Source organism: Pseudomonas sp. PGPPP1 (assembly GCF_002255865.1).
Classification (GTDB): domain Bacteria; phylum Pseudomonadota; class Gammaproteobacteria; order Pseudomonadales; family Pseudomonadaceae; genus Aquipseudomonas; species Aquipseudomonas cremoris.
Genome location: NZ_NKIG01000001.1, coordinates 1 through 26,970, shown reverse-complemented (window position 1 = coordinate 26,970; position 26,970 = coordinate 1). Strand labels below are relative to the sequence as shown.

Below are 26,970 nucleotides of genomic sequence, written 5' to 3'. Positions count from 1 at the left end.
TTGATCGGTGATCAACCTGACAACGCGGTCGAATGTGGGAGCTGGCTTGCCTGCGATAGCGCCAGTCCAGGCACTACCCAACTACTTTGGCACGCCGCAACTCCGCTATCCGCTGAGCACTGAACCCCAACTGCGCCAACACCTCATCACTGTGCGCCCCCACGGCAACCCCGATATGCCGTGGTTCCGGCAAACCTTGCGAGAATTTCAACGGACAGGCCAATTGTGCCTGCGTCGAACCATCCCCACTGGGCACCTGACTGATCAGTTCGCGGGCTTTAAGCTGCGGATGCTCCACCGCCTCGCTCAAGCTCAACACCGGCTCGACACAGGCATCCACCCCCGAAAACAGCTCACACAGCTCATCGAAGCTGCGCTTTTCGAACTCGACTTGCAGCGCAACCTTGAGCTCGGGCGCCAAGCCCTGCGCCGCTAACTCCGGACGCCCCAATGCCGTGCAGAGTTGCTGCATAAACACAGGCTCCAGGCTGCCAACCGACATCCAACGCCCGTCCCGCGTCCGGTAGTAATCGTAGAAACTGCCGCCGTTTAACACATGCCCCTCGCGCACCGGCTCCACGCCACACGCTAGGTAGCCCGCCCCCACCATGGCGTTCAAGCTGAATGAGCAGTCGGTCATGCTCACATCCAGGTACTGCCCTAGCCCGCTCTGCTGCCTCGCAATGACCGCCGCCAGCAATCCCACCACCGCATGCAACGAACCACCGCCCACATCCGCCAATTGCACGCCCAGCGGCACCGGCCCGCTGTCCTGGCGCCCGGTGTAGCTGGCCACGCCGGCCAGTGCCAGGTAGTTGATATCGTGCCCGGCGCGGTCTTTGTAGGGGCCGGTCTGACCGTAACCGGTGATCGACACATAAATCAGCCTGGGATTGATCGCCTTCAGCGCCTCATAGCCCAACCCCAGCCGCTCCATCACACCGGGTCGAAACTGTTCGAGCACGATGTCGTAGTCTTTAACCAGCGCTCGTACAACCTCCAACGCCTCAGCCTGCTTGAGGTCCAGTGCCAAACTGCGCTTATTGCGATTGAGGTAGGCATGGCTCGCCGAAATCCCTCGGTCATGGGGCGGCAACACGCGCAGCAGGTCCATGCGCGTAGGCGATTCGATGCGCAATACCTCGGCGCCCATGTCTGCCAGCATCAATGATGCAAACGGGCCGGGCAGCAAGGTGGAAAAATCCAGCACTTTGAGGGACGCCAAGGGACCTGACATGGGCACTCCAATTCCGTTTCGATTGCCCACAGACTAGGCAGCCTTGCGCCTACCGGCAATCGTCAGAACGCTCAGCAACGGTGACCGTTTTGATCACGGCGGGCTTTTTCGTGGCGGCGGCTTTATCATTGCCCCACGTTTACTTGCAGAGTGTTCCATGAAGTTTGCGATAGCCCTGTTTTCCGCCGCCCATGCGCCCTCCTCGCGCCGCGCCTTGCTATTTGCCCAGGCGGCGTTGGCCGGCGGGCATGAGATTGTGCGGTTGTTTTTTTATCAGGATGGCGTGTACAGCGCGTCCAACAACGTCGTAGCGCCCCAAGATGAGCAAGATATCGCCCGCCAGTGGCGTGAGTTTGTCAGCCAGCATCAGCTTGATGGCGTGGTGTGCATTGCCGCGGCCTTGCGCCGTGGCGTGCTCAATGCCGAAGAGGCCACGCGCTACCAACGCAGCGCGGTGAACCTGCAGGCGCCGTGGGCGTTGTCGGGCCTCGGCCAATTGCACGACGCCGCCCAAACGGCCGACCGCCTGATCTGTTTTGGAGGGCCGTGAAATGTCCAAATCCTTATTGGTGATCAGCCGCCAGGCGCCATGGTCCGGGCCGAGTGCGCGCGAAGCGCTGGATATCGTGCTGGCCGGCGGCGCGTTTGACCTGCCGATCGGCTTGCTGTTTTTGGATGACGGCGTGTTCCAACTCGCGCCGCACCAGAACGCCAAGGCCGTGCAACAAAAGGACCTCAGCGCCAACCTGCAGGCCTTGGGGCTGTTCGGCATCGATGATGTATTTGTCTGCCGCCACAGCATGGCCGTGCGTGGCTTGACGCCACCGACCGAGGCGCAACCGTTGAGCAACGAGGCTATTTCCCAATTGATTGACCGCTACGACCAGGTGATTACCCTCTGATGTCGACTTTACATGTGGTGTCTCACTCGCCGTTTTCCGACAGCCGCCTCGACAGCTGCCTGCGTATCTGCGGCGCCGAGGACGCGATCCTGCTGTGCGGCGACGGCGCCTACGGGCTGCACGCCCCCGCCCTACACACCAAGGGCGTGAAGGTGTTTGTGCTGGCCGAAGACATGCAGGCGCGCAACCTGCCCTTACCGGACTGGGCCGACAGCGTGGACTACCCAGGTTTCGTGCAACTGTCGCTCGACTACGACAAGGTCAACAGCTGGCTATGAACACCTTGACCGTAGGCGAACGCACCTATGAGCTGGACAAAGACGGCTACCTCGTCGACTTGAACGACTGGTCCGTCGAGGTCGCCAACGCACTGGCCGCCGCCGAACCGCTGGCGTTGACGCCCGACCACTGGGAAATCCTCGACCTGCTGCGCGGCTTCTACGCCGAATTCCAGCTGTCCCCGGCCACCCGCCCGCTGATCAAGTACACCGCCTTGAAGCTGGGCCCGGAAAAAGGCAACAGCCTGCACCTCAACAAACTGTTCAACGGCACTCCCGCCAAACTCGCCGCCAAGCTGGCGGGCCTGCCCAGGCCGACGAATTGCTTATGACCGACTTTGCCCCGCTGACCCTAGAAACTCCCGCCGAGCACCCCTTTGCGCAGTTCGTGCGCATCCTGGGCAAAGGCAAGCGCGGCGCGCGCAACCTCACGCGTGAGGAAGCCCGCGAAGCCATGGGCATGCTGCTCGACGAGAAAGTCGAAGACACCCAGCTCGGCGCCTTCCTGATGCTGCTGCGCCACAAGGAAGAAAGCCCGGAAGAACTCGCCGGCTTCACCGAAGCCGTGCGCGAACGCCTCAACGCGCCGGCGCTGAATGTGGATGTCGACTGGCCAACCTACGCCGGCAAGAAACGCCATCTGCCGTGGTACCTGCTGGCAGCCAAGTGCCTGGCACAAAATGGTGTGCGCATCCTCCTGCACGGCGGCGGGGCACACACGGCGGGTCGGCTATACACCGAGCAATTGCTGGAAGGTTTGCAGATCCCGCTGTGCCGTAACTGGCAGCAGGTCGAAAGTGCCTTTGAGCACGGCAACCTGGCGTTTATCCCGCTGGGCGACTGGGCACCACAACTGCAACGCATGATCGACCTGCGCAACACCCTGGGCTTACGTTCACCAATCCACTCCCTGGCGCGCCTGCTTAACCCGCTGAATGCGCGTCTTGGCTTGCAAAGCATTTTCCACCCGGGTTACCAGGGCGTGCACCGAGATGCCAGCGGCTTGCTGGGTGACAACGTGATTGTGGTGAAAGGCGACGGCGGCGAAATCGAGATCAACCCCGACTCTGCAAGCCATCTGTACGGCACCACAGGCGGCGAAAGCTGGGATGAAGAATGGCCCGCCCTATCGGCCCAGCGCCACGTCAAACCGGCTGCGTTGGAGCCTGAGCATTTGAAAGCGCTGTGGCGTGGCGATGTAGAGGACAGCTACCCACAATTGGCCCTGATCGCCACCATGGCGCTGACACTGCGCGGTCTTGGTCATCCACGTGAGCAAGCATTCGTTTTGGCCCAGCAATACTGGGATGCGCGGAACAAATCGATTTAGTCGATAATTCACCCGTAGTCTTTGCGCTTTTAAATCGAACTCATCCCTTTAGACTGGTCTCCAACGCTTATTAGTTGAGGAGCCAGTCATGGGTTTGCTGATCGAAGGACACTGGAAAGACCAGTGGTACGAAAGTAGCGCAGACGGCGCTTTCCAGCGCGAACAGGCGCAACGCCGCAACTGGGTGACCGCCGACGGCGCGCCTGGCCCGAGCGGTGAAGGCGGCTTCAAGGCCGAGGCCGGTCGCTACCACCTGTATGTGTCCCTGGCCTGCCCCTGGGCCCACCGCACCCTGATCATGCGAGAGCTCAAGGGCCTGGAAGACCTGATCGGCGTATCCGTGGTCAGTTGGCTGATGCTGGAAAACGGCTGGACCTTCGACAAAACCCACGGCTCTACAGGCGATAAGCTGGACAATTTTGAATTCATGCACCAGCGCTATACCGCCGATAGCGCTGACTACACGGGGCGCGTCACCGTGCCCGTGCTGTGGGACAAGAAATTGAATCGCATCGTCAGCAATGAATCGGCGGAAATCATCCGCATGTTCAACAGTGCGTTCAACGATCTAACCGGCAACACACTGGATTTCTACCCCGAGGCGCTGCGCCCGACTATCGACGCGCTGAATGAACGTATCTACCCTGCCGTGAACAATGGCGTGTACCGCGCAGGTTTCGCCACGTCGCAGCAGGCATATGAAAGCGCGTTTGATGATGTGTTTGCCGAGTTGGATTACCTGGAACAGCACTTGGGCGAGCATCGCTATTTGGCGGGCGAGTTCCTGACAGAAGCGGATGTGCGTCTGTTTACCACGTTGATTCGCTTTGATGCGGTGTACTACAGCCACTTCAAATGCAATTTTCGCAGGATCGCCGATTATTCGAACTTGTCGAATTGGCTACGGGAGCTGTATCAGTGGCCGGGCGTGGCCGAGACCGTGGATTTTGCGCACATCAAGGGGCATTACTACGCCAGCCACCGGACGATTAACCCGACAGGCATTGTGCCAAAGGGGCCGTTGCAGGGGTTTGATGCGGGGCATGATCGGGAGCGGTTGATTGGCAAGCGGGTATTCGGCATGTAGTGAGCGGGCTTTTCCCGCGCTGGGCGGCGAAGCCGCCCCAATAAGACCGCCTCGGTGTTTCAGGAAGACCGAATTGCCTGGGTTTAGGGCGGCTTCGCCACCCAGCGCGGGAAAAGCCCGCTCACTACAAAGCCACGTCAGACCTGGGACTGCGCGCCTTCAAACCACTTGAGCTTCTCGCGCAACACCACAACCTCACCGACGATCACCAATGTTGGCGCATGCACTTCATGCTCCGCCACCATGCGTGGCAAATCCGCCAGGGTGCCGGTGAAGACACGCTGATTGGACGTGGTGCCCTGCTGAATCAACGCCGCCGGAGTATCCGCCGCGCGACCATGCTTGATCAGTTGTTCGCAAATGATCGGCAAGCCAACCAAGCCCATGTAGAACACCAAGGTCTGCGAAGGGCCGACTAGGTCGTGCCAGGGCAGGTCCGACGTCCCGTCCTTCAGATGCCCGGTGATAAAGCGCACCGACTGCGCATAGTCGCGGTGCGTCAGCGGGATCCCGGCATACGCCGCGCAACCGCTGGCCGCAGTGATACCCGGTACCACCTGGAACGGGATGCCATGGGCCGCCAGCTCCTCGATTTCCTCGCCGCCGCGACCAAAGATGAACGGATCGCCACCCTTGAGGCGTACCACCCGCTTGCCTTGCTTGGCCAGGTCCACCAATTGCTGGTTGATCTGGTCCTGGGGCACGGCATGGTCGGCGCGACGCTTGCCGACGTAAACGCGCTCGGCGTCACGGCGGCACAGCTCTAGAATCGCGGGCGCGACCAATCGGTCGTACAACACCACGTCGGCTTGCTGCATCAGGCGCAGCGCGCGAAAGGTCAGCAGGTCCGGGTCGCCAGGGCCGGCGCCCACCAGGTAAACCTCACCCGGTGCATTGGGCGCTGCGCCGTTGACCTTTTCGATCAACAGGCGCTCGGCTTCGGCGCCCTGCCCGGCCAATTGACGATCGGCAATCGGCCCTTGGAATACGTCTTCCCAGAACGCGCGGCGTTGCTGCACATCCGGGTACAACCCTTTGACCTGGGCACGAAAACGCGCGGCCAGCCCGGCCAGTTGGCCATAGGTGGACGGAATCCAGGTTTCCAGTTTGGCGCGGATCAGGCGCGCCAGCACCGGCGCGTCGCCGCCACTGGACACGGCAATCACCAACGGCGACCGGTCGACAATCGCGGGGAAGATCACGCTGCACAAAGCGGGCGCATCCACCACATTGACCGGCACGCAACGGCGCTTGGCGTCGCTGGACACTTGCGCGTTCAACGACTCGTCGTCGGTGGCGGCGATGATCAGGGTGCAACCGTCAAGGTCGGCTTCCTGATAACCGCGCAGAATCAGTTCTCCGCCACTGCCCAGTACCAGCTCACGCAACTGGTCTTCGATCTGGGGAGCAACCACCCGCAGCAACGCGCCGGCATCGGCCAGCAGCCGGGATTTGCGCAAGGCAATCTCCCCGCCACCGACGACCAATACACGACTGCCGCGCAGGTTATGAAACAGCGGCAGAAATTCCATTTAGCCGATGACCTCAACGCCCGCCATGTACGGCTTGAGCACCTCAGGTACACGGATCGAACCGTCGGCCTGCTGGTAGTTTTCCAGCACCGCCACCAGGGTACGGCCTACAGCCAGGCCCGAACCGTTGAGAGTGTGCACCAGTTCCGGCTTGCCGGTTTCCGGGTTGCGGAAACGTGCCTGCATGCGTCGGGCCTGGAAATCGCCGCAGTTGGAGCACGACGAAATCTCGCGGTACTTGTCCTGGCTCGGCACCCACACTTCGAGGTCGTAGGTCTTCACCGCGCTGAAACCCATGTCGCCGGTGCACAGCGCGAGCACGCGGTATGGCAGCTCCAGCAGTTGCAGGACGCGTTCGGCGTTGGCGGTGAGGCCTTCCAGGGCTTCCATGGAGGTCGACGGCTCGACGATCTGCACCATCTCGACCTTGTCGAACTGGTGCTGACGGATCATGCCGCGCGTGTCGCGGCCCGATGCGCCGGCTTCGCTACGGAAGCACGGGCTGTGGGCGACGAACTTCAACGGCAGCTCTTTAGCGTCGAGGATCTCGCCGGAGACGATGTTGGTCAGCGAGACCTCGGCAGTCGGGATCAGGTACAGGTCGGCTTCGCCGTCACGGCTGATCTTGAACAGGTCTTCTTCGAATTTCGGCAGCTGGCTGGTGCCCATCAATGCCGGCGCCTGCACCAGGTACGGGGTGTAGGCTTCTTCGTAACCGTGCTCGGCGGTGTGCAGGTTGATCATGAACTGCGCCAGGGCACGGTGCAGACGGGCAACCGGGCCACGCAGCAGCGAGAAGCGCGCGCCCGACATCTTGGCAGCGGTTTCGAAGTCCAGGCCACCGGTCAATTCGCCCAGGGCAACGTGGTCCTTGATCGCGAAATCAAAGGCTTTTGGCGTGCCCCAGCGGCGCACTTCGACGTTGCCGTCTTCGTCTTCGCCAATCGGCACGGATTCGTGGGGGATGTTAGGGATGCCCAGCAGGATCGAATCCAGCTCGGACTGAATGCCTTCCAGCTCGACCTTGCCGTCGGACAGCTCAGTGCCCATGCGTTCGACGTCCGCCATCAACGGCGCGATGTCTTCGCCGCGCTGCTTGGCCTGACCGATGGATTTGGAACGCGCATTACGCTCAGCCTGCAGTGCTTCGGTGCGGGTCTGGACGGTCTTGCGCTGTTCTTCCAGCGCTTCGATGCGCGAGACATCCAAGGCAAAGCCACGGGATGCCAGGCGGTCCGCTACGTCCTGAAGGTTGCTACGTAACAGTTTGGAATCGAGCATGTCGGTCTCTCGTTTATCAAAGTTTGGTCAAGGACAGGCCAGCCCAGGTGGCGAGCAGCCCGCCGAACACGCTGATACCCAGGTACCCAAAGGCAACCAGGGCCTGCCCGCTTTCCAGCAAACGCAGCGTATCCAGTGAAAAGGATGAAAAGGTCGTCAGACCGCCTACAAAGCCGACAATCAAGCCGGCGCGAATTTCAATCGGCACTTCCGGGCGCAACAGGAACCAGCCGTACAACAGCCCAATGATCAAGCAGCCCACCAGGTTGACCGCCAGGGTCGCCGCATAAAAATACCTGGGCCAATTGGCGCTGACCCAAGTACCGGTGGCGAAACGCAATAATGTACCAGCGATGCCGGCTGCGGACACGGCAAGAATCGTCTTGAGCACTACTTTCTCCGCTGTTTGGGGCTGAGCCGATCGAGTTGGGAGAGGTGATTGAGCTTTTCACCGATCTTCAGCTCCAGCCCACGGGGCACCGGCTGGTAGAGCGGTAGCGGCTCAAGCTCATCGGGGAAGTAGTCTTCGCCGGCCGCATAGGCGTCCGGTTCGTCATGGGCGTAGCGGTATTCATCGCCGTAGCCCAGTTGTTTCATCAGCTTGGTCGGCGCGTTGCGCAAGTGCAGCGGCACTTCGAGTGAGCCGTATTCGGCAGCCGCACGCAACGCTGACTTGAAGCCCATGTACACCGCGTTGCTTTTCGGCGCACAGGCCAGGTAGGTGATGGCCTGGGCCACCGCCAACTCGCCTTCCGGGCTGCCCAGGCGCTCCTGCACATCCCACGCGGCCAGGCACAGGCTCAGTGCACGCGGGTCAGCGTTGCCGATGTCTTCGCTGGCCATGCGCACCACGCGCCGCGCCAGGTACAGCGGATCGCAACCGCCGTCGATCATGCGCGCAAACCAATACAAGGCGCCGTCGGGGTTGGAACCGCGCACGGACTTGTGCAGCGCCGAAATCTGATCGTAGAACGCTTCACCGCCCTTATCGAAACGCCGACGGGTGTCGCCCAACAGACTTTGCAGCAGGTCGACGCCTATCTCACTGCCGTCTTCGGCCAGGTCAGAAGCGTTTTCCAGCAAGTTGAGAAAACGGCGGCCATCGCCATCGGCGGCGGTAAGCAGGATCTTGAAGCCTTCGTCGCTGACGCTCAGCTGGCGCTTACCCAAACCCTTGTCTTCGCTTAACGCGCGGTGCAGCAGCTTTTGCATCGCGGCTTCATCCAGGCTCTTGAGCACGTAGACCCGCGCCCGCGACAGCAAAGCGTTGTTGAGTTCAAACGAAGGATTTTCAGTGGTGGCACCGATAAAGATCAGCGTGCCGTCTTCCACGTAAGGCAGGAATGCATCCTGCTGCGACTTGTTGAAGCGATGCACTTCGTCGACAAACAGGATGGTGCGCTTGCCGTACTGCCCGGCCTGCTGCTTGGCCACGTCCACCGCCTGGCGGATCTCCTTGACCCCGGCGAGCACCGCCGAGACCGTTTCGAAGTGCGCATCCGAGACTTTCGCCAGCAGCCGCGCCAAGGTGGTCTTGCCCACCCCCGGCGGCCCCCAGAAAATCATCGAGTGCAGCGCACCCTGCTCCAGGGCTTCGCGCAATGGTTTGCCGCGAGCGAGCAGGTGTTCTTGCCCGACGTACTCATCCAGGTTGGTCGAGCGCAAGCGCGCGGCCAGGGGCTGGGCAATCGGGTCACTTCGAAACAAATCCATGGGCAGCGTTTGAAACCTCTGGGCAGATTATTCCTGGATCACGTCGGCACCCTTGGGGATGTCGAACTTGAACTTGGAGGCCGGCACCGGCTGGTTGGCCTTGACCCCGGAGAACAGGATATCGGTGCGCTGGCCGACGCTGTCGATCAAGCGCATGTTGTTGATCACACCGTTGCCGAACGACAGGTTCAGGGTGTCGAACAACGTGTCCTTGGACTTCGGTTTGAGCGTGAACTCGATCACGTTGCTGGTTTGCTTGGAGGTAATTTCGAAGCTTTCGTTGATTTTCGACACGTCACCCGACAGCAGCAGCGCTGGCGTCTGGTTCAGGCGTGGATCGAGCTTCTTGATGGTCGCTTGCTCCAGGTCCGGATCCCACAGCGTGACTTTCTGGCCGTCGGAGACGATGGTCTGCTCAGACTTGCCTTCGGTGTGCCAGTAAAACAGGCCTGGGCGCTGCACGGCCATTTCACCTTCGGTTTGCTGCAACTGGGTGCCGCCTGCATCCAGGGTCAGCTGGGAGAAGCGCGCGGTCAGGGTCTTGGATTTGTCCAACAGGTTGGTCAGGCTGGCGACAGAGGCCGGATCGGCGTGGGCCGAAACAGCGGTCATGGCCAGTGCCGGCAACAACAGCATGCGGATAAGACGCATGGGAGTCCTCATTGAGTCGTTAGGGCGTGCCGCGTGCTGCCACGCGGCGCGGGATCAGTCGCGCATCTGCCCGGGGGCGATGACTTCGCGCGAGCCGTTGGTGTTCATTGCGGTCACTACGCCGGCCATTTCCATGGCTTCGATCATGCGGGCGGCGCGGTTGTAGCCGATTTTCAGTTTGCGTTGCACAGCGGAAATCGAGGCGCGGCGGCTTTCGAGCACGAAAGCCACGGCTTCGTCGTACAGCGCATCGGTTTCAGCGTCGTCGTCACCGCCACCGCCGCCGCTCTCAAAGCCGCTACCGGCTTCTTCGACGCCGTTGAGGATGTCGTCGTTGTATTCCGGCGCGCCGCGCAGTTTCCAGGCCTCCACCACACGGTGCACTTCATCGTCCGATACGAACGCGCCATGCACCCGAATCGGCAGGCTGGTGCCTGGCGGCATGTAGAGCATGTCACCGTGGCCCAGCAGTTGCTCGGCACCTCCCTGGTCGATGATGGTTCGCGAGTCGATCTTGCTCGACACCTGGAACGCCATGCGCGTCGGGATGTTGGCCTTGATCAGGCCGGTGATCACATCCACCGACGGACGCTGGGTGGCGAGGATCAAGTGGATACCGGCGGCACGGGCCTTCTGGGCGATGCGTGCGATCAGTTCTTCAACCTTCTTGCCGACGATCATCATCATGTCGGCGAATTCGTCGACCACGACCACGATGGTGGGCAGCTTGGTCAGTTTCGGCGCTTCGTCGTGAATGCTTTCGCGCTTGTACAACGGGTCATCAATGGTCTCGCCGCGCTCGTGGGCTTCCTTGATCTTGGCGTTGAAGCCCGACAGGTTACGCACGCCCATCTTCGCCATCAGCTTGTAGCGGCGCTCCATCTCGGCCACGCTCCAGCGCAAGGCGTTGGCGGCGTCCTTCATGTCGGTGACGACCGGGCACAGCAGGTGCGGAATGCCTTCGTAGATCGACAGTTCCAACATCTTCGGGTCGATCATGATCAGCTTGGCGTCTTCCGGGCCGGACTTGAACAGGATCGACAGGATCATGGCGTTCACACCCACCGACTTACCCGAACCGGTGGTACCGGCTACCAGCAGGTGAGGCATTTTCGCCAGGTCGGTGATCACCGGCTTGCCGCCGATGTCGTGGCCCAGGGCCAAGGTAACCGGGGACTTGAAGTTGTCGTATTCCGGCGTCGACAGCACTTCGGAGAAGCGCACGATCTGGCGGTCTTCGTTGGGAATCTCGATACCCACGGTGGTCTTGCCGGGAATCACTTCCACCACTCGCACGCTGGTCACGGCCAGGGAGCGCGCCAAATCCTTGGCCAGGTTGGAGATGCGGCTGACCTTGACACCGGCAGCCGGCTGGATCTCGTAACGGGTGATCACCGGGCCGGGATGGATCGAATCCACCGACACTTCGACGCCGAATTCCTTGAGCTTGATTTCCAGCAGGTGACCAACAGCGGCCAGGGATTCCGGGGAGTAGTTGAGTTGTTTCTTTTCGGCCGGGTCAAGAATCGAAATCGGCGGCAACGTGCCTTCGACGGCGCTGTCGACAAACAGCGGCGCCTGCTTTTCTTTCTGTACGCGGTGGCTCGGCTCGGCAGGCTTGGGCGGCGCGGGAGCGATCACCGGCGGCACCTGCTTCTCGCGGTCCGACATGTGTTTGCTCAGGGCTTGCTCGCGTTCGATCAGGCGTTCCTTGACCTTGGCCTGCTCGCGGCGATCCGGGGTGCTTGGCGCCACCACCTCGTTGACACGGGTGTCTACCTCACGCAGTTGCGCAACCATGCGCTTGCGGTCGACACGGGCCGCCCACCAACGGTTGGCAGCGCCCTGGAACAGCTCCAGCAGGTCGAGGGTGATCTTGCCGGTCACGTCCATCACCTTGAACCACGACAGGTCGGTGAACACGGTGAGGCCGAACAGGAACAGCGCGATAAACATCAGGGTGCTCCCCTGGATATTCAGGGTCTTGCGCGCCAGGTCGCCAAGGCTTTCGCCCAGCGCCCCGCCAGCGCCCGCCGGCAGGCCGGTGGGTGCATGGAAGTGGATATGCGCCAGCGCCGCGCCAGACAACACCAGAAACACCAGGCCGATCAGGCGCCAGGAGAACAGCCAGCCGCTCCACTGCCACGGTTCATGGCGCTGGCGGAAGATCTGCCAGGTCTTGATGGCCAGCAACAGCGGAAAAATATAGGCGAAGTAGCCAAGCACCATGAACAGGATATCGGCGCTGTAGGAACCGGCGGGGCCGCCGAAGTTCTGCACGTCTTCGATCTTGCTGTTGTGGCTCCAGCCCGGATCGTCCTTGCCATAGGTGAGCAAGGCCATCATCAGGAACAGGCACAGGGCGCCGATGGCGATCAGCGCGCCTTCCTTGAGTCGATAGTGCAGGTGCTGGCGCCAGGCCGGCACGACTGCTGCTTTAGGTGTTGCGGCGGATTTCTTCAAAACGGGTCTTTTCCTGCGCCTTTTAGCGCGTCCATCTATTGAATGACGATAAATACTGCCCAATCCGAGCAGTTGAAAAATGAACGAGCGTCGTTGAATCTACTTTTAACACTGGGCGATTGCTTGGCGAAATGACGAAAGCGCCACAAAGGCCGCATTGTACGGGTTTGCGTCCGCGATGCCACGCCCTTGCCCCTTACCCAGCAGCATAGCCAATTTAAGTGTCACAACATGTTCAATTTGAGCATGCATTGCCTTTGCTGACAAAGGCTTATGAGCTGTTTTTAGCAATCCAGGCCAGCTTGGCAAAAGGCCTGCATTGCCCGAACCCGATTACGACCGCATCCCCGGCATAGAGTTGCAGAAACACCCGCTAACGCTAATCCACCTCAATGCCCGATTCGGGCTGGCCCGATGACGCTGCGTCGACAATAATCAGCACTGCCGCGACAGGTGCCATACCTGCCACTCCCCTCCCCTTCCGCAAGCCTGGATACCATGCTGACCTGGTTACAACGCGACTCACTGACATTCCCGCCGCTGGCCAAAGCCATGCGCGAACCCAACGGCCTGCTCGCCGCCGGCGGCGACCTGTCGGCCGAGCGACTGGTGCAAGCCTACCGCCACGGCTGCTTTCCATGGTTTTCGCAAGGCCAGCCGATTCTCTGGTGGTCACCAGACCCGCGCACCGTGATATTCCCCGACGAATTGCACGTGTCCCGCAGCCTGGGCAAGTTATTGCGCCAGCAGCGCTACACGGTGACGTTCGACCAGGATTTCGCCGCCGTCATCCAGGCCTGCGCCGCACCCCGCGCCTATGCCGATGGCACCTGGATCACCGAGGGCATACAGAGCGCCTACCTGGAATTGCATCGTCGCGGCCACGCCCATTCGGTGGAAGTGTGGGACGACGGCAAATTGGTGGGAGGCCTGTATGGGCTGGCAATGGGTCAATTGTTTTTTGGTGAATCCATGTTCAGTCGCGCCGACAACGCCTCGAAATTCGGCTTCGCCACCTTGACCCGTCAATTGCAAACCTGGGGCTTTGTATTGATCGACTGCCAGATGCCCAACGATCATTTGCACAGCCTGGGTGCCCGCGCCATATCCCGTAGCGACTTCGCAGGTTTCCTGCGCGACCATCTGGACCAACCCAACGCTGGACCATGGGTTTCTTAGGCGACATGCGCGCACCTGGCTTACACTTATTTCAAAGCTTATCCGAGGGTTGATCATGACCGAGTTGGCGCGCTTGAAGTTTTATGCCACTCAACCTCACTCTTGCAGCTATCTGCCCGACGAGCAGGCCACCACGCTGTTCCTCGACCCCAGCCAGCCTATGGACGTGCATGTCTACGCCGACCTGTCGGAGATGGGCTTTCGGCGCAGTGGCGATCACTTGTACCGACCTCATTGCCAGAACTGCAATGCCTGCGTGCCGGCCCGTATTCCCGTGGCGCAGTTCCTGCCAGAACGCAATCAGAAGCGCATCCTCAAGCGCAATGCCGACCTGACGGTGACATCGGCCAAGCCGCGGTTTACCGAAGAGTATTTCGACCTCTACCAACGCTATATCGAGCAACGGCACGCTGACGGCGATATGTTCCCCCCCAGCCGCGACCAGTTCTCAACATTCCTGGTGCGCGACCTGCCCTTCTCGCGTTTCTACGAGTTTCGTGCGAATGGCCGCCTGGTCGCGGTGGCCGTGACCGATTTACTGCCGAACGGTCTATCGGCGGTCTACACCTTCTATGAACCGACCGAGGAGCGTCGCAGCCTGGGACGTTTTGCGATTCTCTGGCAAATTGGCGAGGCATTGCGCCTGGAGCTGGAGGCGGTGTACCTCGGCTACTGGATCAAAAACTGCAAAAAGATGAACTACAAGACCCAATATCGGCCCATAGAACTGCTGATTAATCAAAGATGGGTCACGCTTAACTAGAACCCCTTGGCTTAAACACCCTTTTTCGGGCACAATGCACGCCGCTTTTGCCTGGCGCAGTTGCACCGGGCCATTCACTGGATACCGAGGGCTTTACTGCATGTCGAAAGAAGACAGCTTCGAAATGGAAGGCACTGTCGTCGACACCCTGCCCAACACCATGTTTCGTGTGGAGTTGGAAAATGGGCACGTCGTAACCGCGCATATCTCCGGCAAGATGCGCAAGAACTACATTCGTATTCTTACCGGTGACAAAGTGCGCGTCGAGCTGACGCCCTATGACTTGAGCAAAGGGCGCATCACTTACCGCGCTCGCTAAGCAAGTCAATACAAGACGCCCGGTTATGCCGGGCGTTTTTGTGTGTGCGCTATTTACCAATCACTGCTTGACCCTGTGGGAGCTGGCTTGCCTGCGATAGCGATGGTTCAGTCTGCCCGTGCGTGACTGATACACCGCTATCGCAGGCAAGCCAGCTCCCACAGTGGATCTTCAGAGGCCATGAAAGAGCGGTCGGCCTGATTATGCACACAGCAAAAAGGCGCCTTTCGGCGCCTTTTGCTGTATAGCGATCAGCGATCAGGCCATTTCAGCCGTGGTTTCGAATTCGAAGGTCAGCTCGCCGTCCTTCAGATCGATATGCACTACGCCGCCATGGTCGGAAAGCTCGCCAAACAGGATCTCCTCGGCCAACGGCCGCTTGATCTTGTCCTGGATCAGACGCGCCATTGGGCGAGCACCCATTGCCGCATCGTAACCGCCTTCGGCCAGCCAGCTGCGCGCCGCATCCGTCACTTCCAGCTGCACGCGCTTGTCTTCCAACTGCGCTTGGAGCTCGGTAAGGAACTTGTCCACCACGCTTTTGATAACCTCATGACTGAGGCGACCAAACTGGATAATGGTGTCCAGACGGTTGCGGAACTCCGGCGTAAAGCTCTTCTTGATCACTTCCATCGCATCGGAAGAGTGATCCTGATGGCTGAAGCCGATCGAGGCCCGCGCGGCCGTTTCGGCACCGGCGTTAGTGGTCATGATCACGATGACGTTGCGGAAATCCGCCTTGCGCCCGTTGTTGTCGGTGAGGGTCCCGTGATCCATGACCTGCAGCAGCAGGTTGAAGACTTCCGGGTGCGCCTTCTCGATTTCATCGAGCAGCAATACGCAATGCGGTTGTTTGGTGATCGCTTCGGTCAATAGACCGCCCTGGTCGAAACCGACGTAGCCCGGAGGCGCACCGATCAGGCGCGACACGGTATGACGCTCCATGTACTCGGACATGTCGAAGCGCACCAGCTCAATACCCATGGCCTTGGCCAATTGCCGCGCCGCTTCGGTCTTGCCGACGCCGGTAGGCCCTGCGAACAGGAACGAACCGACCGGCTTGTCCGGCGACTTGAGACCCGCACGCGAAAGCTTGATCGCGGTAGACAGCGCGTCGATCGCCGCATCCTGGCCGAACACGGTGAGCTTGAGGTCACGCTCCAGGTTACGCAGCAACTCCTTGTCGGAGCTGTTGACATGCTTAGGCGGAATCCGCGCGATCTTGGCCACGATGTCCTCGACCTGAGGCACGTCGATGCGTTTCACACGCTTCTCGACCGGCTGCAGGCGCTGATACGCCCCCGCCTCGTCGATCACGTCGATGGCCTTGTCCGGCATGTGCCGGTCATTGATGTAGCGTGACGCCAACTCGGCGGCAGAACGCAACGCCTCATCGGTGTATTCGATGCCGTGGTGCGCCTCAAAGCGCCCCTTCAGCCCGCGCAGGATGCCAATGGTGTCTTCAACCGAAGGTTCGGACACATCAACTTTCTGGAAACGACGTGCCAGCGCGCGATCTTTTTCGAAGATCCCGCGGAATTCCTGGAACGTGGTCGAGCCGATGCAGCGGATATCACCCGACGACAGCAATGGCTTGAGAAGGTTGGAGGCGTCCATCACCCCACCGGATGCCGCACCGGCACCAATGATGGTGTGGATCTCATCGATAAACAGGATGGCTTGCGGACGCTTTTTCAGCTCGCCGAGCAGCGCCTTGAAGCGCTTCTCGAAATCGCCACGGTACTTGGTCCCGGCGAGCAACGCGCCCAGGTCAAGGGAGTAGACGACGCTGTTGGCCAACAGGTCAGGCACCTGGTTATCGACAATGCGCTTGGCCAGGCCTTCGGCAATCGCGGTTTTACCCACGCCCGCCTCACCCACCAGCAACGGATTGTTCTTGCGACGACGTGCAAGGATTTGCGCTACACGCTCAACCTCAAGCTCACGCCCCACCAGCGGATCGATCCGCCCCTGGCGCGCCAGCTCATTGAGGTTACTGGCATAGGCATCCAGTGGATTGCCCGAAGAAGAAGACTCACCGCCCTCGTCGTCCTGCATATCCTGCTCACCCTCGGAATGATCGCCGTGCCCAGGCACCTTGGAGATACCGTGGGCGATGTAGTTGACGACATCGATACGGGCAACGCTCTGCTGCTTGAGCAGGAACACTGCCTGGCTTTCCTGTTCGCTGAAGATCGCCACAAGCACATTGGCGCCTGTGACTTCACGCTTACCGGAGCTTTGCACATGGAAAACAGCACGTTGAAGTACTCGCTGGAAGCCCAGGGTTGGCTGGGTTTCACGGTCTTCATCGTGGACGGGAATAAGTGGCGTTGTGGAGTCGATAAACTCCTGCAGGTCATGCTTGAGTTTGTCGAGGTTGGCGCCGCACGCACGCAGAACGGTGGCGGCAGCTTCGTTATCCAAAAGTGCCAGCAGCAGGTGTTCGACAGTCATGAACTCATGACGCTTCGAACGGGCCTCCTTGAAGGCAAGATTGAGGGTGACTTCGAGCTCGCGGTTTAACATAGCTTCACCTCATACCCAAGTGGTCGGCGTTAACCGTCCTTCTCGATTTCACAGAGTAGCGGATGCTGGCTTTCCCTGGCGTACTGGTTGACCTGCATGGCCTTTGTCTCGGCGATGTCGCGGGTAAACACTCCACATACTGCCCGTCCTTCTGTGTGAACGGCCAGCATTACCTTGGTCGCCAACTCGCGGTTCAGGTTAAAAAACACCTCGAGCACTTCGACCACGAAATCCATCGGTGTGTAGTCATCATTGAACAAAACCACCTTATACATCGGCGGTGCCTGTAAGGCAGGCTTGGCCTCCTGAACAGCAATGCCTGCAGAACCGTCGTCATCATGGTCCTGATCCGGTCGATCCTGATTGAATGTTAGTCGAATCTGGCTGTTTGCATGCATGGAAAGAAAGGTTCGTCAGTGGTTCAAATACAGTGGTGGGGGCGACCTGTCAGAATTTCAACTCTGACCGACTGGTCGCCTTGACTATCGGCAAATCGGTGTTACAACCAATAGAACCCACAGTGGGTAAAAAAGGTCCGCGCAGTCAACCTTATTTATTCGGGTTAGGACGGATAAACTGGATGATACTCCAGTGATGGAGTCTGGTGCAGAGGGATATGGTTATGTCTGGCGTCAAGATCAATGGCAAGGTCAAATGGTTCAACAATGCCAAAGGCTATGGGTTCATCAACGAAGAAGGAAAAACCGAGGACCTGTTTGCGCATTACTCAGCGATTATCATGGAAGGGTATAAAACGCTGAAGGCGGGCCAAGCGGTAAGCTTTGAGATCATTCAGGGACCAAAAGGACTGCACGCCGTGAATATCGATGCAGTCAAAGCCGAAGTGGCTGATAAAAGTGCAAGCCCATACGCTCATAAAGAAAAGAAACTAATGGCCTGACCCGCCGACGAGCGTGAAGCGCCCAACAAAAAAACGGCCACCCCAGTCAACTTGAGGTGGCCGTTTTACTCTGGCGCTTCTTTACATATGCGAAATCAACGCATCGCCAAAGCCCGACGACGAGACCAGTTTCGCGCCCTCCATCAAGCGCTCAAAGTCATACGTCACGGTTTTGGCCGAGATCGCGCCGTTGGTGCCCTTGATGATCAAGTCAGCCGCCTCGGTCCAACCCAGGTGGCGCAACATCATTTCTGCCGACAGGATCAGTGAGCCCGGGTTGACCTGGTCTTTACCGGCATATTTCGGCGCAGTGCCGTGGGTAGCCTCAAACATCGCCACGGTGTCAGACAAGTTAGCTCCCGGAGCAATACCGATGCCCCCGACTTCCGCCGCCAGTGCATCTGAAAGGTAGTCACCGTTGAGGTTAAGCGTCGCGATCACATCGTATTCTGCTGGGCGCAGCAGGATCTGCTGGAGCATGGCATCGGCGATGGCATCCTTGACCACCACATTCTTGCCGGTCTTGGGGTTCTTGAACTGCATCCAAGGACCACCGTCGAGCAAGGTTGCGCCGAACTCTTTCTCGGCAATACCGTAGGCCCACTCCTTAAAGGCACCTTCGGTGAACTTCATGATGTTGCCTTTGTGCACGATGGTCAGCGAGTCGCGATCGTTATCCACTACATATTGAAGGGCTTTACGCGCCAGACGCTCGGTGCCCTCTTTCGAAACAGGTTTGACGCCAATCCCGCAATCCTGGTCAAAACGGATCTTGGTAACGCCCATTTCTTCTTTAAGGAACTTGATCACTTTTATCGCTTCCGGCGAGCCAGCCTTCCACTCGATACCGGCGTAAATATCTTCGGAGTTCTCACGAAAGATAGTCATGTCCACGTCGCCCGGCTTCTTCACCGGGCTAGGCACACCTTCAATCCAGCGCACTGGGCGCAGGCACACATACAGATCGAGTTGCTGACGCAGGGCCACGTTAAGTGAACGAATGCCACCACCGACCGGGGTCGTCAGCGGGCCCTTGATAGAAACCACGTAATCCTTGACCGCATCCAGGGTTTCCTGGGGCAGCCAGGTGTCCTGGTCGTAGACTTGAGTGGCCTTTTCGCCGGCATATACCTCCATCCAAGAGATTTTGCGCTTGCCGCCGTAGGCCTTTTCAACAGCTGCGTCGACCACCTTGATCATCACCGGGCTGATGTCGACGCCGATACCGTCACCTTCGATATAAGGAATGATCGGGTTATTAGGAACATTGAGAGAATGGTCTGCATTGACGGTGATTTTGTCGCCGACGGCTGGAACCTGAATCTTCTTGTATCCCATGCTGAACTCCATCTATGGATTGAACATCTGGCTGCGTTCGAGCCTACTCCAGATAAATGGCGACTGAAACCTCACGCCATGCTCATTTGCATCGAAAACAGCATAATTTGTCGCCTACAAGCCTGAAATCAAAGGCAAAATCGCCAATCTTGAGCACGCCATGCGACTTTGGGCGCAACGAGGTACCTGCGACCTTTAGACCAATGGACGACACACCTTTTGTATGAAGGCTCGGCGTAAGCATAGCGACCTATGTATAATGCCGCCGCTGACCCAAGAGTCACGACGGCTGACCGCTCTAGACAGTGGCCTTCAGCCAGAAAGCAGGACTATTACAATAGTCCAAACGCTTGACGCTCGACTGATGCAACCCAACATCACCGCGAAGAAACCTCGACATTTCGCTCATGGATGACTTTGAACGAACGCGCTCCACCCGGCGCATCTCGAGTTTCTGCGCACGCTTTCAGCAAAGAAGAGAGTTAATCCGAATATGCCCACCCGCTCGAAGATCATCTACACCTTCACCGACGAAGCCCCAGCCCTCGCCACCTATTCACTGCTGCCTATCGTAGAGGCCTTCACCGCTTCCGCTGATATTGCTGTGGAAACCCGCGATATTTCCCTCGCCGGGCGCATCCTCGCAAGCTTCCCCGAGCAACTGGGCGCCAAGGCCATCCCGGACCACCTCGCCGAACTGGGCGACCTGGCCGTTACGCCTGAAGCCAACATCATCAAGCTGCCTAACATCAGCGCCTCGACTCCGCAGCTGCAAGCCGCGATCAAGGAACTGCAGGCCCAGGGCTACGCCCTGCCGGACTACCCGGAAACCGTAACCACCGACGCGGAAAAAGAAACCCGTGCACGTTACGACAAGGTCAAGGGCAGCGCCGTGAACCCGGTACTGCGCGAAGGCAACTCCGACCGCCGCGCGCCGCTGTCGGTCAAGAACTACGCACGCAAGCACCCGCACAAAATGGGCGCCTGGGCTGCCGACTCCAAGTCGCACATCGCGCACATGAACAACGGTGACTTCTACGGCAGCGAAAAAGCCGTGCAGATCGAAGCCGCTGATGCTGTGAAAATCGAGCTGATCGCTCAAGACGGCACCGCGACCGTCCTGAAGGAAAAGACCTCGGTACAAGCTGGCGAGATCATCGATACCGCCGTGCTGAGCAAGAAAGCCCTGCGCAGCTTCATCGCCGCTGAAATCGAAGACGCCAAGAAACAAGGCGTACTGCTGTCGGTTCACCTGAAAGCCACCATGATGAAGGTCTCCGACCCGATCATGTTCGGCCAGATCGTTGCCGAGTTCTATAAAGATGCCCTGGCCAAGCACGCTGTTGTGCTGGAGCAGATCGGCTTCAACCTGAACAACGGCATCGGCGACCTGTACGCTCGCATCAAGGCCCTGCCGGCTGACCAGCAAGCGCAGATCGAAGCTGACATCCAAGCGGTCTACGCCGCTCGCCCTTCGCTGGCGATGGTTAACTCCGACAAAGGCATCACCAACCTGCACGTGCCGAGCGACGTCATCGTCGACGCTTCGATGCCGGCCATGATCCGTGACTCCGGCAAGATGTGGGGCACCGACGGTCAACTGCACGACACCAAGGCCGTGATCCCGGATCGCTGCTACGCCACCATCTACCAAGCGGTCATCGAAGACTGCAAGGCCAATGGCGCTTTCGACCCAACCACCATGGGCAGCGTGCCAAACGTTGGCCTGATGGCCAAGAAAGCCGAAGAGTACGGCTCCCACGACAAGACTTTCCAGATCAAGGCTGACGGCGTAGTCCGCGTCACCGACAGCAAGGGCAACCTGCTGATGGAACAGAACGTCGAAGCCGGCGACATCTTCCGCATGTGCCAGACCAAAGACGCGCCGATCCAGGATTGGGTCAAACTGGCCGTCAACCGCGCCCGCGCCAGTAACACCCCGGCCATCTTCTGGCTGGACCCTAAGCGTGCGCACGACGGCGTTGTGGTCGAGAAAGTTCAGGCCTACCTGAAAGACCACAACACCGAAGGCCTGGACATCCGCATCATGTCCCCAGTCGACGCGATGAAGTTCACCCTGGAGCGTACCCGCAAGGGCCTGGACACCATCTCGGTGACCGGTAACGTTCTGCGTGACTACCTGACCGACCTGTTCCCGATCATGGAGCTTGGCACCAGCGCCAAGATGCTGTCCATCGTGCCGCTGATGAACGGCGGCGGCCTGTTCGAAACCGGCGCTGGCGGTTCGGCTCCGAAGCACGTGCAGCAACTGCTGGAAGAAAACTTCCTGCGTTGGGACTCCCTGGGCGAGTTCCTGGCCCTGGCGGCTTCCCTTGAGCATTTGGGTGTGAACTACAACAACCCGAAAGCCCTGGTACTGTCCAAGACCCTGGACCAGGCCACTGGCCAGTTCCTCGACAACAACAAGTCGCCATCGCGCAAAGTCGGCAACATCGACAACCGCGGCAGCCACTTCTACCTGGCGCTGTACTGGGCTCAAGCCCTGGCTGCCCAGACCGAAGACACTGCACTGCAGGCGCAATTCAGCCAACTGGCCAAAACCCTGAGCGAGAACGAAGCAACCATCGTTGCCGAACTCAACGCCGTTCAAGGCAAGGCTGTGGACATCGGCGGCTACTACGCGCCAAACCCAGAGCTGACCAGCAAAGCCATGCGCCCAAGCAACACCCTCAACACGGCAATCGCTGCGCTGGTGTGATGCTTCACGGTGTGGCTGAAGTGAAGATCGCCCGCTGATCTTCACCCAGCAGAAAAATCCGGAACCTGAAAGGGCTCCGGATTTTTTTTGGCCTTTTTCCTGCAAATGGGCGCAGGACTTGCTTTGTGTTGTTTGCTCGAGCCATTCGGAAAACAATAAAAGGGAAGTCATTATGCAAAGAACCCATTTCAAGGTGCTGACCTGGGCCTCGGCAATTGCATTGCTCAGCGCCTGCGCAAGCCACTCACCCACCTACCCCCATGCACAAGAATCCATAGGCGACGTGCAAACAATGTACGACGGCAAACTCAGTCCCGACGCCGCCGTCAGCACCTTCCGCAATATCGACCGCCTGTTTCCGGTGCGTACCATTCCAGCCGGCGGCCATCCCTTTCCACTACCGCGCAGCAGCCAACCCCTGGGTGCGGTTTCGTTCGACTACGAAGGCAAGCACTACAGCCTCGATGACTACGTCACCCTCAATCGGGTAACAGGCTTGCTGGTGATCAAGAACGGCCAAGTCGTTACTGAACGCTACGAAAAAGGCAACACACCGGCGACCCGCTGGATGTCGATGTCGGTGGCCAAGTCCATTACCTCAACCCTGGTGGGCGCCGCACTGCAGGATGGCTCCATCAAAAGCCTGGACGACAAAGTGACCCGCTACCTGCCCGCACTGGCCGGCAGCGGTTACGACCAGGCCACCGTACGCCAGGTGCTTGCGATGCGCTCCGGGGTGAAATGGAGCGAGAAATACGCCGACCCCACTTCCGACCGGCGCATGATGCTCAAGCTGCAAACCGAACAAGTGCCCGGCTCAGCCCTGAAGTTCATGGCGAGCCTGCCCAGCGCGGCGCCCCCTGGCACCCGTACCAACTACAGCACCGGCGAGACACAAGTGCTGGGGCAACTGGTCAGCGCTGCCGTAGGCAAGCCCTTGGCGCAGTACTTGAGCGAGAAGATCTGGGCCCCCTACGGCATGCAAACCGACGCCAACTGGTGGCTCGACGGCCCCAACGGCAACGAAGTGGGCGGTAGCGGTATCAGCGCAACGCTGGAGGATTACGGTCGCTTCGGCCAGTTCGTACTCAGCGGCGGCAAAGCCGGCAACCAACAAGTCCTGCCCCAAGGCTGGATGAGCTTCGCCAGCGCCACCACCGGCACCGACCCCGCATATGGCGACTTCGCCTCCATGTGGTGGCCCGCCTGGACTGACGCCTCCAAGGCCGACAAAGCCTTTACGGCCGCAGGCATCTTCGGTCAGTTCATCTACCTCAACCCCACCCAGAATGTGGTGATCGTTGTGTGGCAAGCGCAAACCAAAGCCACGGGCGGCGAAGTGATCGATGACATGGTCGCCTTCGACGCCATTACCAAAGCCGCGAAGTAAACGGTTGGGGCGGCGCCTCTGTATGATGTGCGCCTGCCCCTCCGATCGTTCGAGACCTCTCCATGACCTGGCAACCCCACATCACCGTCGCCACCATCGTCGAAGACAACGGCCGCTTCCTGATGGTCGAAGAACTCAAGGGCGGCCGCGCCGTACTCAACCAGCCTGCCGGCCACCTCGACCCGCACGAAACCCTGACCGAGGCCGCGGTACGCGAAACCCTCGAAGAAACCGGCTGGGACGTCGAAGCCACCGGTATCGTGGGCATCTACCTGTACACCGCGCCCAGCAATGGCGTGACCTATCAACGGGTTTGCTTCATCGCCAAAGCGCTGAAACACCACCCCGACTATCAACTCGACGAAGGCATCCTGCGCGCCCGCTGGCTGACACGCGACGAACTGATGGACGTTCGCGACGCCTGGCGCAGCGAGCTGATCATCCGCTGCATCGATGATTATTTGGCAGGCCAGCGTCACAGTCTCGAATTGATCCGCCCTTCTCTTTAGCCTTGAAGGCCCGAGCCTGATAGAATCGCGTCCTTTTTCAAGACACCCGTTGAAACCCTATGCGTGATCCAGCCCCTTCTGACACACAAAAGAAGCGCGTCATCGTCGGCATGTCCGGCGGCGTGGACTCTTCCGTTTCCGCCGTTCTGCTCATGGAGCAGGGTTATGAGGTGGAAGGCCTGTTCATGAAGAACTGGGAAGAAGACGATGGAACGGAATATTGCACCGCCATGGACGACCTGGCGGACGCCCAGGCCGTGTGTGACAAGATCGGTATCAAGCTGCACACTGCCAATTTTGCCGCCGAGTACTGGGACAACGTGTTCGAGCACTTCCTGGCCGAATACAAGGCCGGCCGTACGCCGAACCCGGACATCCTGTGTAACCGCGAAATCAAGTTCAAGGCGTTCCTCGACTACGCCATGATGCTGGGTGCAGACCTGATCGCCACTGGCCACTACGTGCGCCGCCGCGACATCGATGGCCGCACCGAACTGCTCAAGGGCCTGGACCCGAATAAGGACCAGAGCTACTTCCTGCACGCAGTCGGCGGTGAACAGATCGCCAAGACCCTGTTCCCGGTGGGCGAGCTGGAAAAACCCGAAGTGCGCAAGATCGCCGAGAAACACGGTCTGGCCACCGCCAAGAAGAAAGATTCCACCGGGATCTGCTTTATCGGTGAGCGCCGCTTCAGCGACTTCCTCAAGCAATACCTGCCGGCACAACCGGGCGAGATCAAGACCACCGAAGGCGAAGTCATCGGCCGCCACCATGGCCTGATGTACCACACCATCGGCCAACGCCAGGGCCTGGGCATCGGCGGTTTGAAGGACGCCGGCGAAGAGCCGTGGTACGTGCTGGTCAAAGACCTTGAAAACAACGAGCTGATCGTCGGCCAGGGCAACGAACACCCCTTGCTGTTCTCGGGCGCCCTGCTGGCCTCGGAAATCTATTGGGTCAACCCGATCGACCTGAGTACTCCACGCCGCCTGACCGCCAAGGTGCGCTATCGCCAGAGCGACCAGCCCTGCACCCTGGAAAAAACCGCTACCGGCTATCGCGCCACCTTTGATGACCCGCAACGCGCCGTCACCCCTGGCCAGTCTGTGGTGTTCTACGACGGCGAAATCTGCCTGGGCGGCGGCGTGATTGAAGTCGCGCAAGCCTGGAGCAACAAGGCATGAACCCAATCCAGGAGCAGTTGACGGCGCTGGGCGGGGTTTTCCTCGCCGCCGTACTGGTGGACAAGATCGCCAAGACCGGCCAGGTCACCGAGGCAGGCCTGACCTGCATGCTCGGCAGCTTGCTGATCCGCGACCCCAAGGACACCCTGGAAGTTTATGGTGGCGACGACTTGGCGCTGCGTGAAGGGTACCGAGCGCTGATCGGCGCCCTGGAGCGCGACCCCAGCACCCTGCAGCGCGAGCCGTTGCGCTATGCGCTGTCGATGCTCGGCCTTGAGCGCCAATTGGCCAAGCGCGAAGATATGCTCGAAGTCATCGGCAAGCGTCTTCCACAGATTCAGTCCCAGGTAGAACATTTCGGCCCAGCCCACGAAAACGTGATCGCGGCCTGCGGTGCGCTGTACCAGGACACCTTGAGCACCTTGCGCCAGCGGATCCAGGTCCACGGCGACATGCGCAACTTGCAGCAACCGAACAACGCCTCGAAAATCCGCGCCCTGCTCCTGGCCGGTATTCGTTCGGCGCGGTTGTGGCGCCAGTTGGGGGGTCATCGTTGGCAGCTGGTCATCAGCCGTCGCAAATTGCTCAAAGAGCTTTACCCGTTGATGCGCAACGAATAAGTCGCAGCAACCACCACGTTCAAGCATTACGCGTAATACGCCGGTCAGTTGGCGACGGACCGGCGGATTTTTTCATGTATGATACGCGCCCCATTTCGTTGCCCGACTGTCCGAGAACACCCCATGCAGCTCTCTTCGCTCACTGCGGTTTCCCCTGTTGACGGCCGCTACGCCGGCAAAACCCAGGCCCTGCGCCCTATTTTCAGCGAATACGGCCTGATCCGTGCTCGTGTTCTGGTTGAAGTGCGCTGGCTCCAGCGCCTGGCCGCTCACCCCGCCATCAGCGAAGTGCCGGCGTTCTCCGCGCAAGCCAACGCTGTGCTCAACACCCTGGCGGAAAACTTCTCTCTCGAACACGCCGAACGTGTGAAAGAGATCGAGCGCACCACCAACCACGACGTAAAAGCCATCGAGTACCTGCTCAAAGAGCAAGCGGCCAAGCTGCCGGAACTGGCCCAGGTCAGCGAGTTCATCCACTTTGCCTGCACCAGCGAGGACATCAACAACCTGTCCCACGCCCTGATGCTGCGTGAAGGCCGTGATGACGTGATGCTGCCCCTGATGCGCCAGACCGCCAACGCCATCCGCGAACTGGCTATCCGCTTTGCCGACGTGCCGATGCTGTCGCGCACCCACGGCCAACCGGCATCGCCGACTACCCTGGGCAAAGAACTGGCCAACGTGGTGTACCGCCTGGAGCGTCAGATCGCTCAAGTCGCGGCCGTGCCGCTGCTGGGCAAGATCAACGGCGCCGTGGGTAACTACAACGCCCACATCTCCGCCTACCCTGAGATCGACTGGGAAGAAAACGCCCGCGCCTTCATCGAAGACGAACTGGGCCTGGGCTTCAACCCGTACACCACGCAGATCGAGCCGCACGACTACATCGCCGAGCTGTTCGACGCCATTGCGCGCTTTAACACCATCCTGATCGACTTCGATCGCGATATCTGGGGCTACATCTCCCTGGGCTACTTCAAGCAGCGCACCATTGCCGGTGAAATCGGTTCGTCGACCATGCCGCACAAGGTCAACCCGATCGACT

Annotated in this window: 26 protein-coding genes; 16 read left to right on the top strand and 10 right to left on the bottom strand. The window is 59.7% G+C overall.

Features of this window, described 5'->3' with window-relative positions:
* Positions 1 to 73: 73 nt before the first annotated feature.
* On the bottom strand, positions 74 to 1,237 hold the full coding sequence (locus CFE47_RS00130; protein ID WP_286834935.1) for a CaiB/BaiF CoA transferase family protein: 1,164 nt from the start codon (positions 1,235 to 1,237) through the stop codon (positions 74 to 76).
* Positions 1,238 to 1,394: 157 nt separating this feature from the next.
* Here CFE47_RS00130 and tusD point away from each other — a divergent pair, with 157 nt between their 5' ends.
* The 6 genes from tusD to CFE47_RS00100 all read left to right on the top strand — a co-directional run bounded on the left by tusD (position 1,395) and on the right by CFE47_RS00100 (position 4,834).
* Positions 1,395 to 1,787 (top strand): sulfurtransferase complex subunit TusD, encoded by a 393-nt coding sequence (gene tusD / locus CFE47_RS00125; protein ID WP_286834933.1) that lies wholly within the window; start codon positions 1,395 to 1,397, stop codon positions 1,785 to 1,787.
* Position 1,788: 1 nt separating this feature from the next.
* Positions 1,789 to 2,139 carry a sulfurtransferase complex subunit TusC gene (tusC, locus tag CFE47_RS00120; protein WP_185706679.1) on the top strand — a complete coding sequence of 117 codons (351 nt, stop codon included), beginning with the start codon at positions 1,789 to 1,791 and terminating at the stop codon, positions 2,137 to 2,139.
* Positions 2,139 to 2,417, top strand: coding sequence for a sulfurtransferase complex subunit TusB (tusB, locus tag CFE47_RS00115; RefSeq protein ID WP_185706677.1), 279 nt, complete (start codon positions 2,139 to 2,141; stop codon positions 2,415 to 2,417). The genes tusC and tusB overlap by 1 nt, the downstream gene beginning before the upstream one ends.
* Positions 2,414 to 2,749: a TusE/DsrC/DsvC family sulfur relay protein gene (locus tag CFE47_RS00110; RefSeq protein ID WP_185706675.1), complete on the top strand. Its 336-nt coding sequence runs from the start codon at positions 2,414 to 2,416 to the stop codon at positions 2,747 to 2,749. Before tusB ends, CFE47_RS00110 begins: the two co-directional genes overlap by 4 nt.
* Positions 2,746 to 3,747, top strand: coding sequence for a glycosyl transferase family protein (locus tag CFE47_RS00105; RefSeq protein WP_286834931.1), 1,002 nt, complete (start codon positions 2,746 to 2,748; stop codon positions 3,745 to 3,747). Before CFE47_RS00110 ends, CFE47_RS00105 begins: the two co-directional genes overlap by 4 nt.
* Before the next feature lie 88 nt (positions 3,748 to 3,835).
* Entirely contained in the window at positions 3,836 to 4,834 is a 999-nt protein-coding gene (locus CFE47_RS00100; RefSeq protein ID WP_286834929.1) for a glutathione S-transferase family protein, read from the top strand.
* Positions 4,835 to 4,971: 137 nt separating this feature from the next.
* Here CFE47_RS00100 and cysG read toward each other — a convergent pair whose 3' ends face one another.
* The 6 genes from cysG to CFE47_RS00070 are packed head-to-tail and all read right to left on the bottom strand — an operon-like array spanning position 4,972 to position 12,474.
* Positions 4,972 to 6,366, bottom strand: coding sequence for a siroheme synthase CysG (gene cysG / locus CFE47_RS00095; protein WP_286834927.1), 1,395 nt, complete (start codon positions 6,364 to 6,366; stop codon positions 4,972 to 4,974).
* Positions 6,367 to 7,647 (bottom strand): serine--tRNA ligase, encoded by a 1,281-nt coding sequence (gene serS / locus CFE47_RS00090; RefSeq protein WP_286834925.1) that lies wholly within the window; start codon positions 7,645 to 7,647, stop codon positions 6,367 to 6,369.
* 16 nt (positions 7,648 to 7,663) lie between these two features.
* Complete coding sequence (gene crcB, locus CFE47_RS00085) at positions 7,664 to 8,038, bottom strand: fluoride efflux transporter CrcB (protein WP_286834923.1); 375 nt, start codon at positions 8,036 to 8,038, stop codon at positions 7,664 to 7,666.
* The gene (locus tag CFE47_RS00080; RefSeq protein WP_286834921.1) at positions 8,038 to 9,360 is read right to left on the bottom strand and encodes a replication-associated recombination protein A; all 1,323 of its coding nucleotides are present in this window, start codon (positions 9,358 to 9,360) and stop codon (positions 8,038 to 8,040) included. Before CFE47_RS00080 ends, crcB begins: the two co-directional genes overlap by 1 nt.
* Positions 9,361 to 9,387: 27 nt before the next feature.
* Complete coding sequence (lolA, locus tag CFE47_RS00075) at positions 9,388 to 10,011, bottom strand: outer membrane lipoprotein periplasmic chaperone LolA (protein WP_286834919.1); 624 nt, start codon at positions 10,009 to 10,011, stop codon at positions 9,388 to 9,390.
* Between the two features lie 54 nt (positions 10,012 to 10,065).
* The gene (locus CFE47_RS00070) at positions 10,066 to 12,474 is read right to left on the bottom strand and encodes a DNA translocase FtsK (RefSeq protein WP_286834917.1); all 2,409 of its coding nucleotides are present in this window, start codon (positions 12,472 to 12,474) and stop codon (positions 10,066 to 10,068) included.
* Between the two features lie 498 nt (positions 12,475 to 12,972).
* Between CFE47_RS00070 and aat the strand changes: the two genes are divergently transcribed.
* The 3 genes from aat to infA all read left to right on the top strand — a co-directional run bounded on the left by aat (position 12,973) and on the right by infA (position 14,735).
* A complete protein-coding gene (aat, locus tag CFE47_RS00065) occupies positions 12,973 to 13,653 on the top strand; it encodes a leucyl/phenylalanyl-tRNA--protein transferase (protein WP_286834915.1) in 681 nt (226 codons plus the stop codon).
* 55 nt (positions 13,654 to 13,708) lie between these two features.
* Entirely contained in the window at positions 13,709 to 14,416 is a 708-nt protein-coding gene (locus CFE47_RS00060; protein ID WP_286834914.1) for an arginyltransferase, read from the top strand.
* Positions 14,417 to 14,516: 100 nt separating this feature from the next.
* The gene (gene infA, locus CFE47_RS00055; RefSeq protein ID WP_002553999.1) at positions 14,517 to 14,735 is read left to right on the top strand and encodes a translation initiation factor IF-1; all 219 of its coding nucleotides are present in this window, start codon (positions 14,517 to 14,519) and stop codon (positions 14,733 to 14,735) included.
* Positions 14,736 to 14,993: 258 nt separating this feature from the next.
* Here the strand turns inward: infA and clpA are convergent, their stop codons facing one another.
* Positions 14,994 to 17,264, bottom strand: a complete 2,271-nt coding sequence (gene clpA, locus CFE47_RS00050) for an ATP-dependent Clp protease ATP-binding subunit ClpA (protein WP_016975531.1) — start codon at positions 17,262 to 17,264, stop codon at positions 14,994 to 14,996.
* 29 nt (positions 17,265 to 17,293) lie between these two features.
* Positions 17,294 to 17,662 carry an ATP-dependent Clp protease adapter ClpS gene (gene clpS / locus CFE47_RS00045; RefSeq protein WP_185706654.1) on the bottom strand — a complete coding sequence of 123 codons (369 nt, stop codon included), beginning with the start codon at positions 17,660 to 17,662 and terminating at the stop codon, positions 17,294 to 17,296.
* Between the two features lie 224 nt (positions 17,663 to 17,886).
* On the opposite strand from clpS, the gene cspD reads away from it, so the two are divergent.
* Positions 17,887 to 18,165 (top strand): cold shock domain-containing protein CspD, encoded by a 279-nt coding sequence (gene cspD, locus CFE47_RS00040; RefSeq protein ID WP_286834912.1) that lies wholly within the window; start codon positions 17,887 to 17,889, stop codon positions 18,163 to 18,165.
* Between the two features lie 81 nt (positions 18,166 to 18,246).
* Here cspD and icd read toward each other — a convergent pair whose 3' ends face one another.
* A complete protein-coding gene (icd, locus tag CFE47_RS00035) occupies positions 18,247 to 19,503 on the bottom strand; it encodes an NADP-dependent isocitrate dehydrogenase (RefSeq protein WP_286834911.1) in 1,257 nt (418 codons plus the stop codon).
* A 493-nt stretch (positions 19,504 to 19,996) separates the two neighbouring features.
* Here icd and CFE47_RS00030 point away from each other — a divergent pair, with 493 nt between their 5' ends.
* From CFE47_RS00030 to purB, 6 genes are all read left to right on the top strand, one after another.
* Positions 19,997 to 22,222 (top strand): NADP-dependent isocitrate dehydrogenase, encoded by a 2,226-nt coding sequence (locus CFE47_RS00030; RefSeq protein ID WP_286834910.1) that lies wholly within the window; start codon positions 19,997 to 19,999, stop codon positions 22,220 to 22,222.
* Positions 22,223 to 22,394: 172 nt separating this feature from the next.
* Complete coding sequence (locus CFE47_RS00025) at positions 22,395 to 23,612, top strand: serine hydrolase domain-containing protein (protein ID WP_502695415.1); 1,218 nt, start codon at positions 22,395 to 22,397, stop codon at positions 23,610 to 23,612.
* 62 nt (positions 23,613 to 23,674) lie between these two features.
* Entirely contained in the window at positions 23,675 to 24,121 is a 447-nt protein-coding gene (locus CFE47_RS00020) for an NUDIX hydrolase (RefSeq protein WP_286834909.1), read from the top strand.
* 59 nt (positions 24,122 to 24,180) lie between these two features.
* Positions 24,181 to 25,305, top strand: a complete 1,125-nt coding sequence (mnmA, locus tag CFE47_RS00015) for a tRNA 2-thiouridine(34) synthase MnmA (protein ID WP_286834908.1) — start codon at positions 24,181 to 24,183, stop codon at positions 25,303 to 25,305.
* Complete coding sequence (hflD, locus tag CFE47_RS00010) at positions 25,302 to 25,925, top strand: high frequency lysogenization protein HflD (protein ID WP_185706642.1); 624 nt, start codon at positions 25,302 to 25,304, stop codon at positions 25,923 to 25,925. Before mnmA ends, hflD begins: the two co-directional genes overlap by 4 nt.
* Before the next feature lie 123 nt (positions 25,926 to 26,048).
* Positions 26,049 to 26,970 (top strand): adenylosuccinate lyase (gene purB, locus CFE47_RS00005; protein WP_286834907.1); only part of this gene is annotated, 922 nt, incomplete at its 3' end.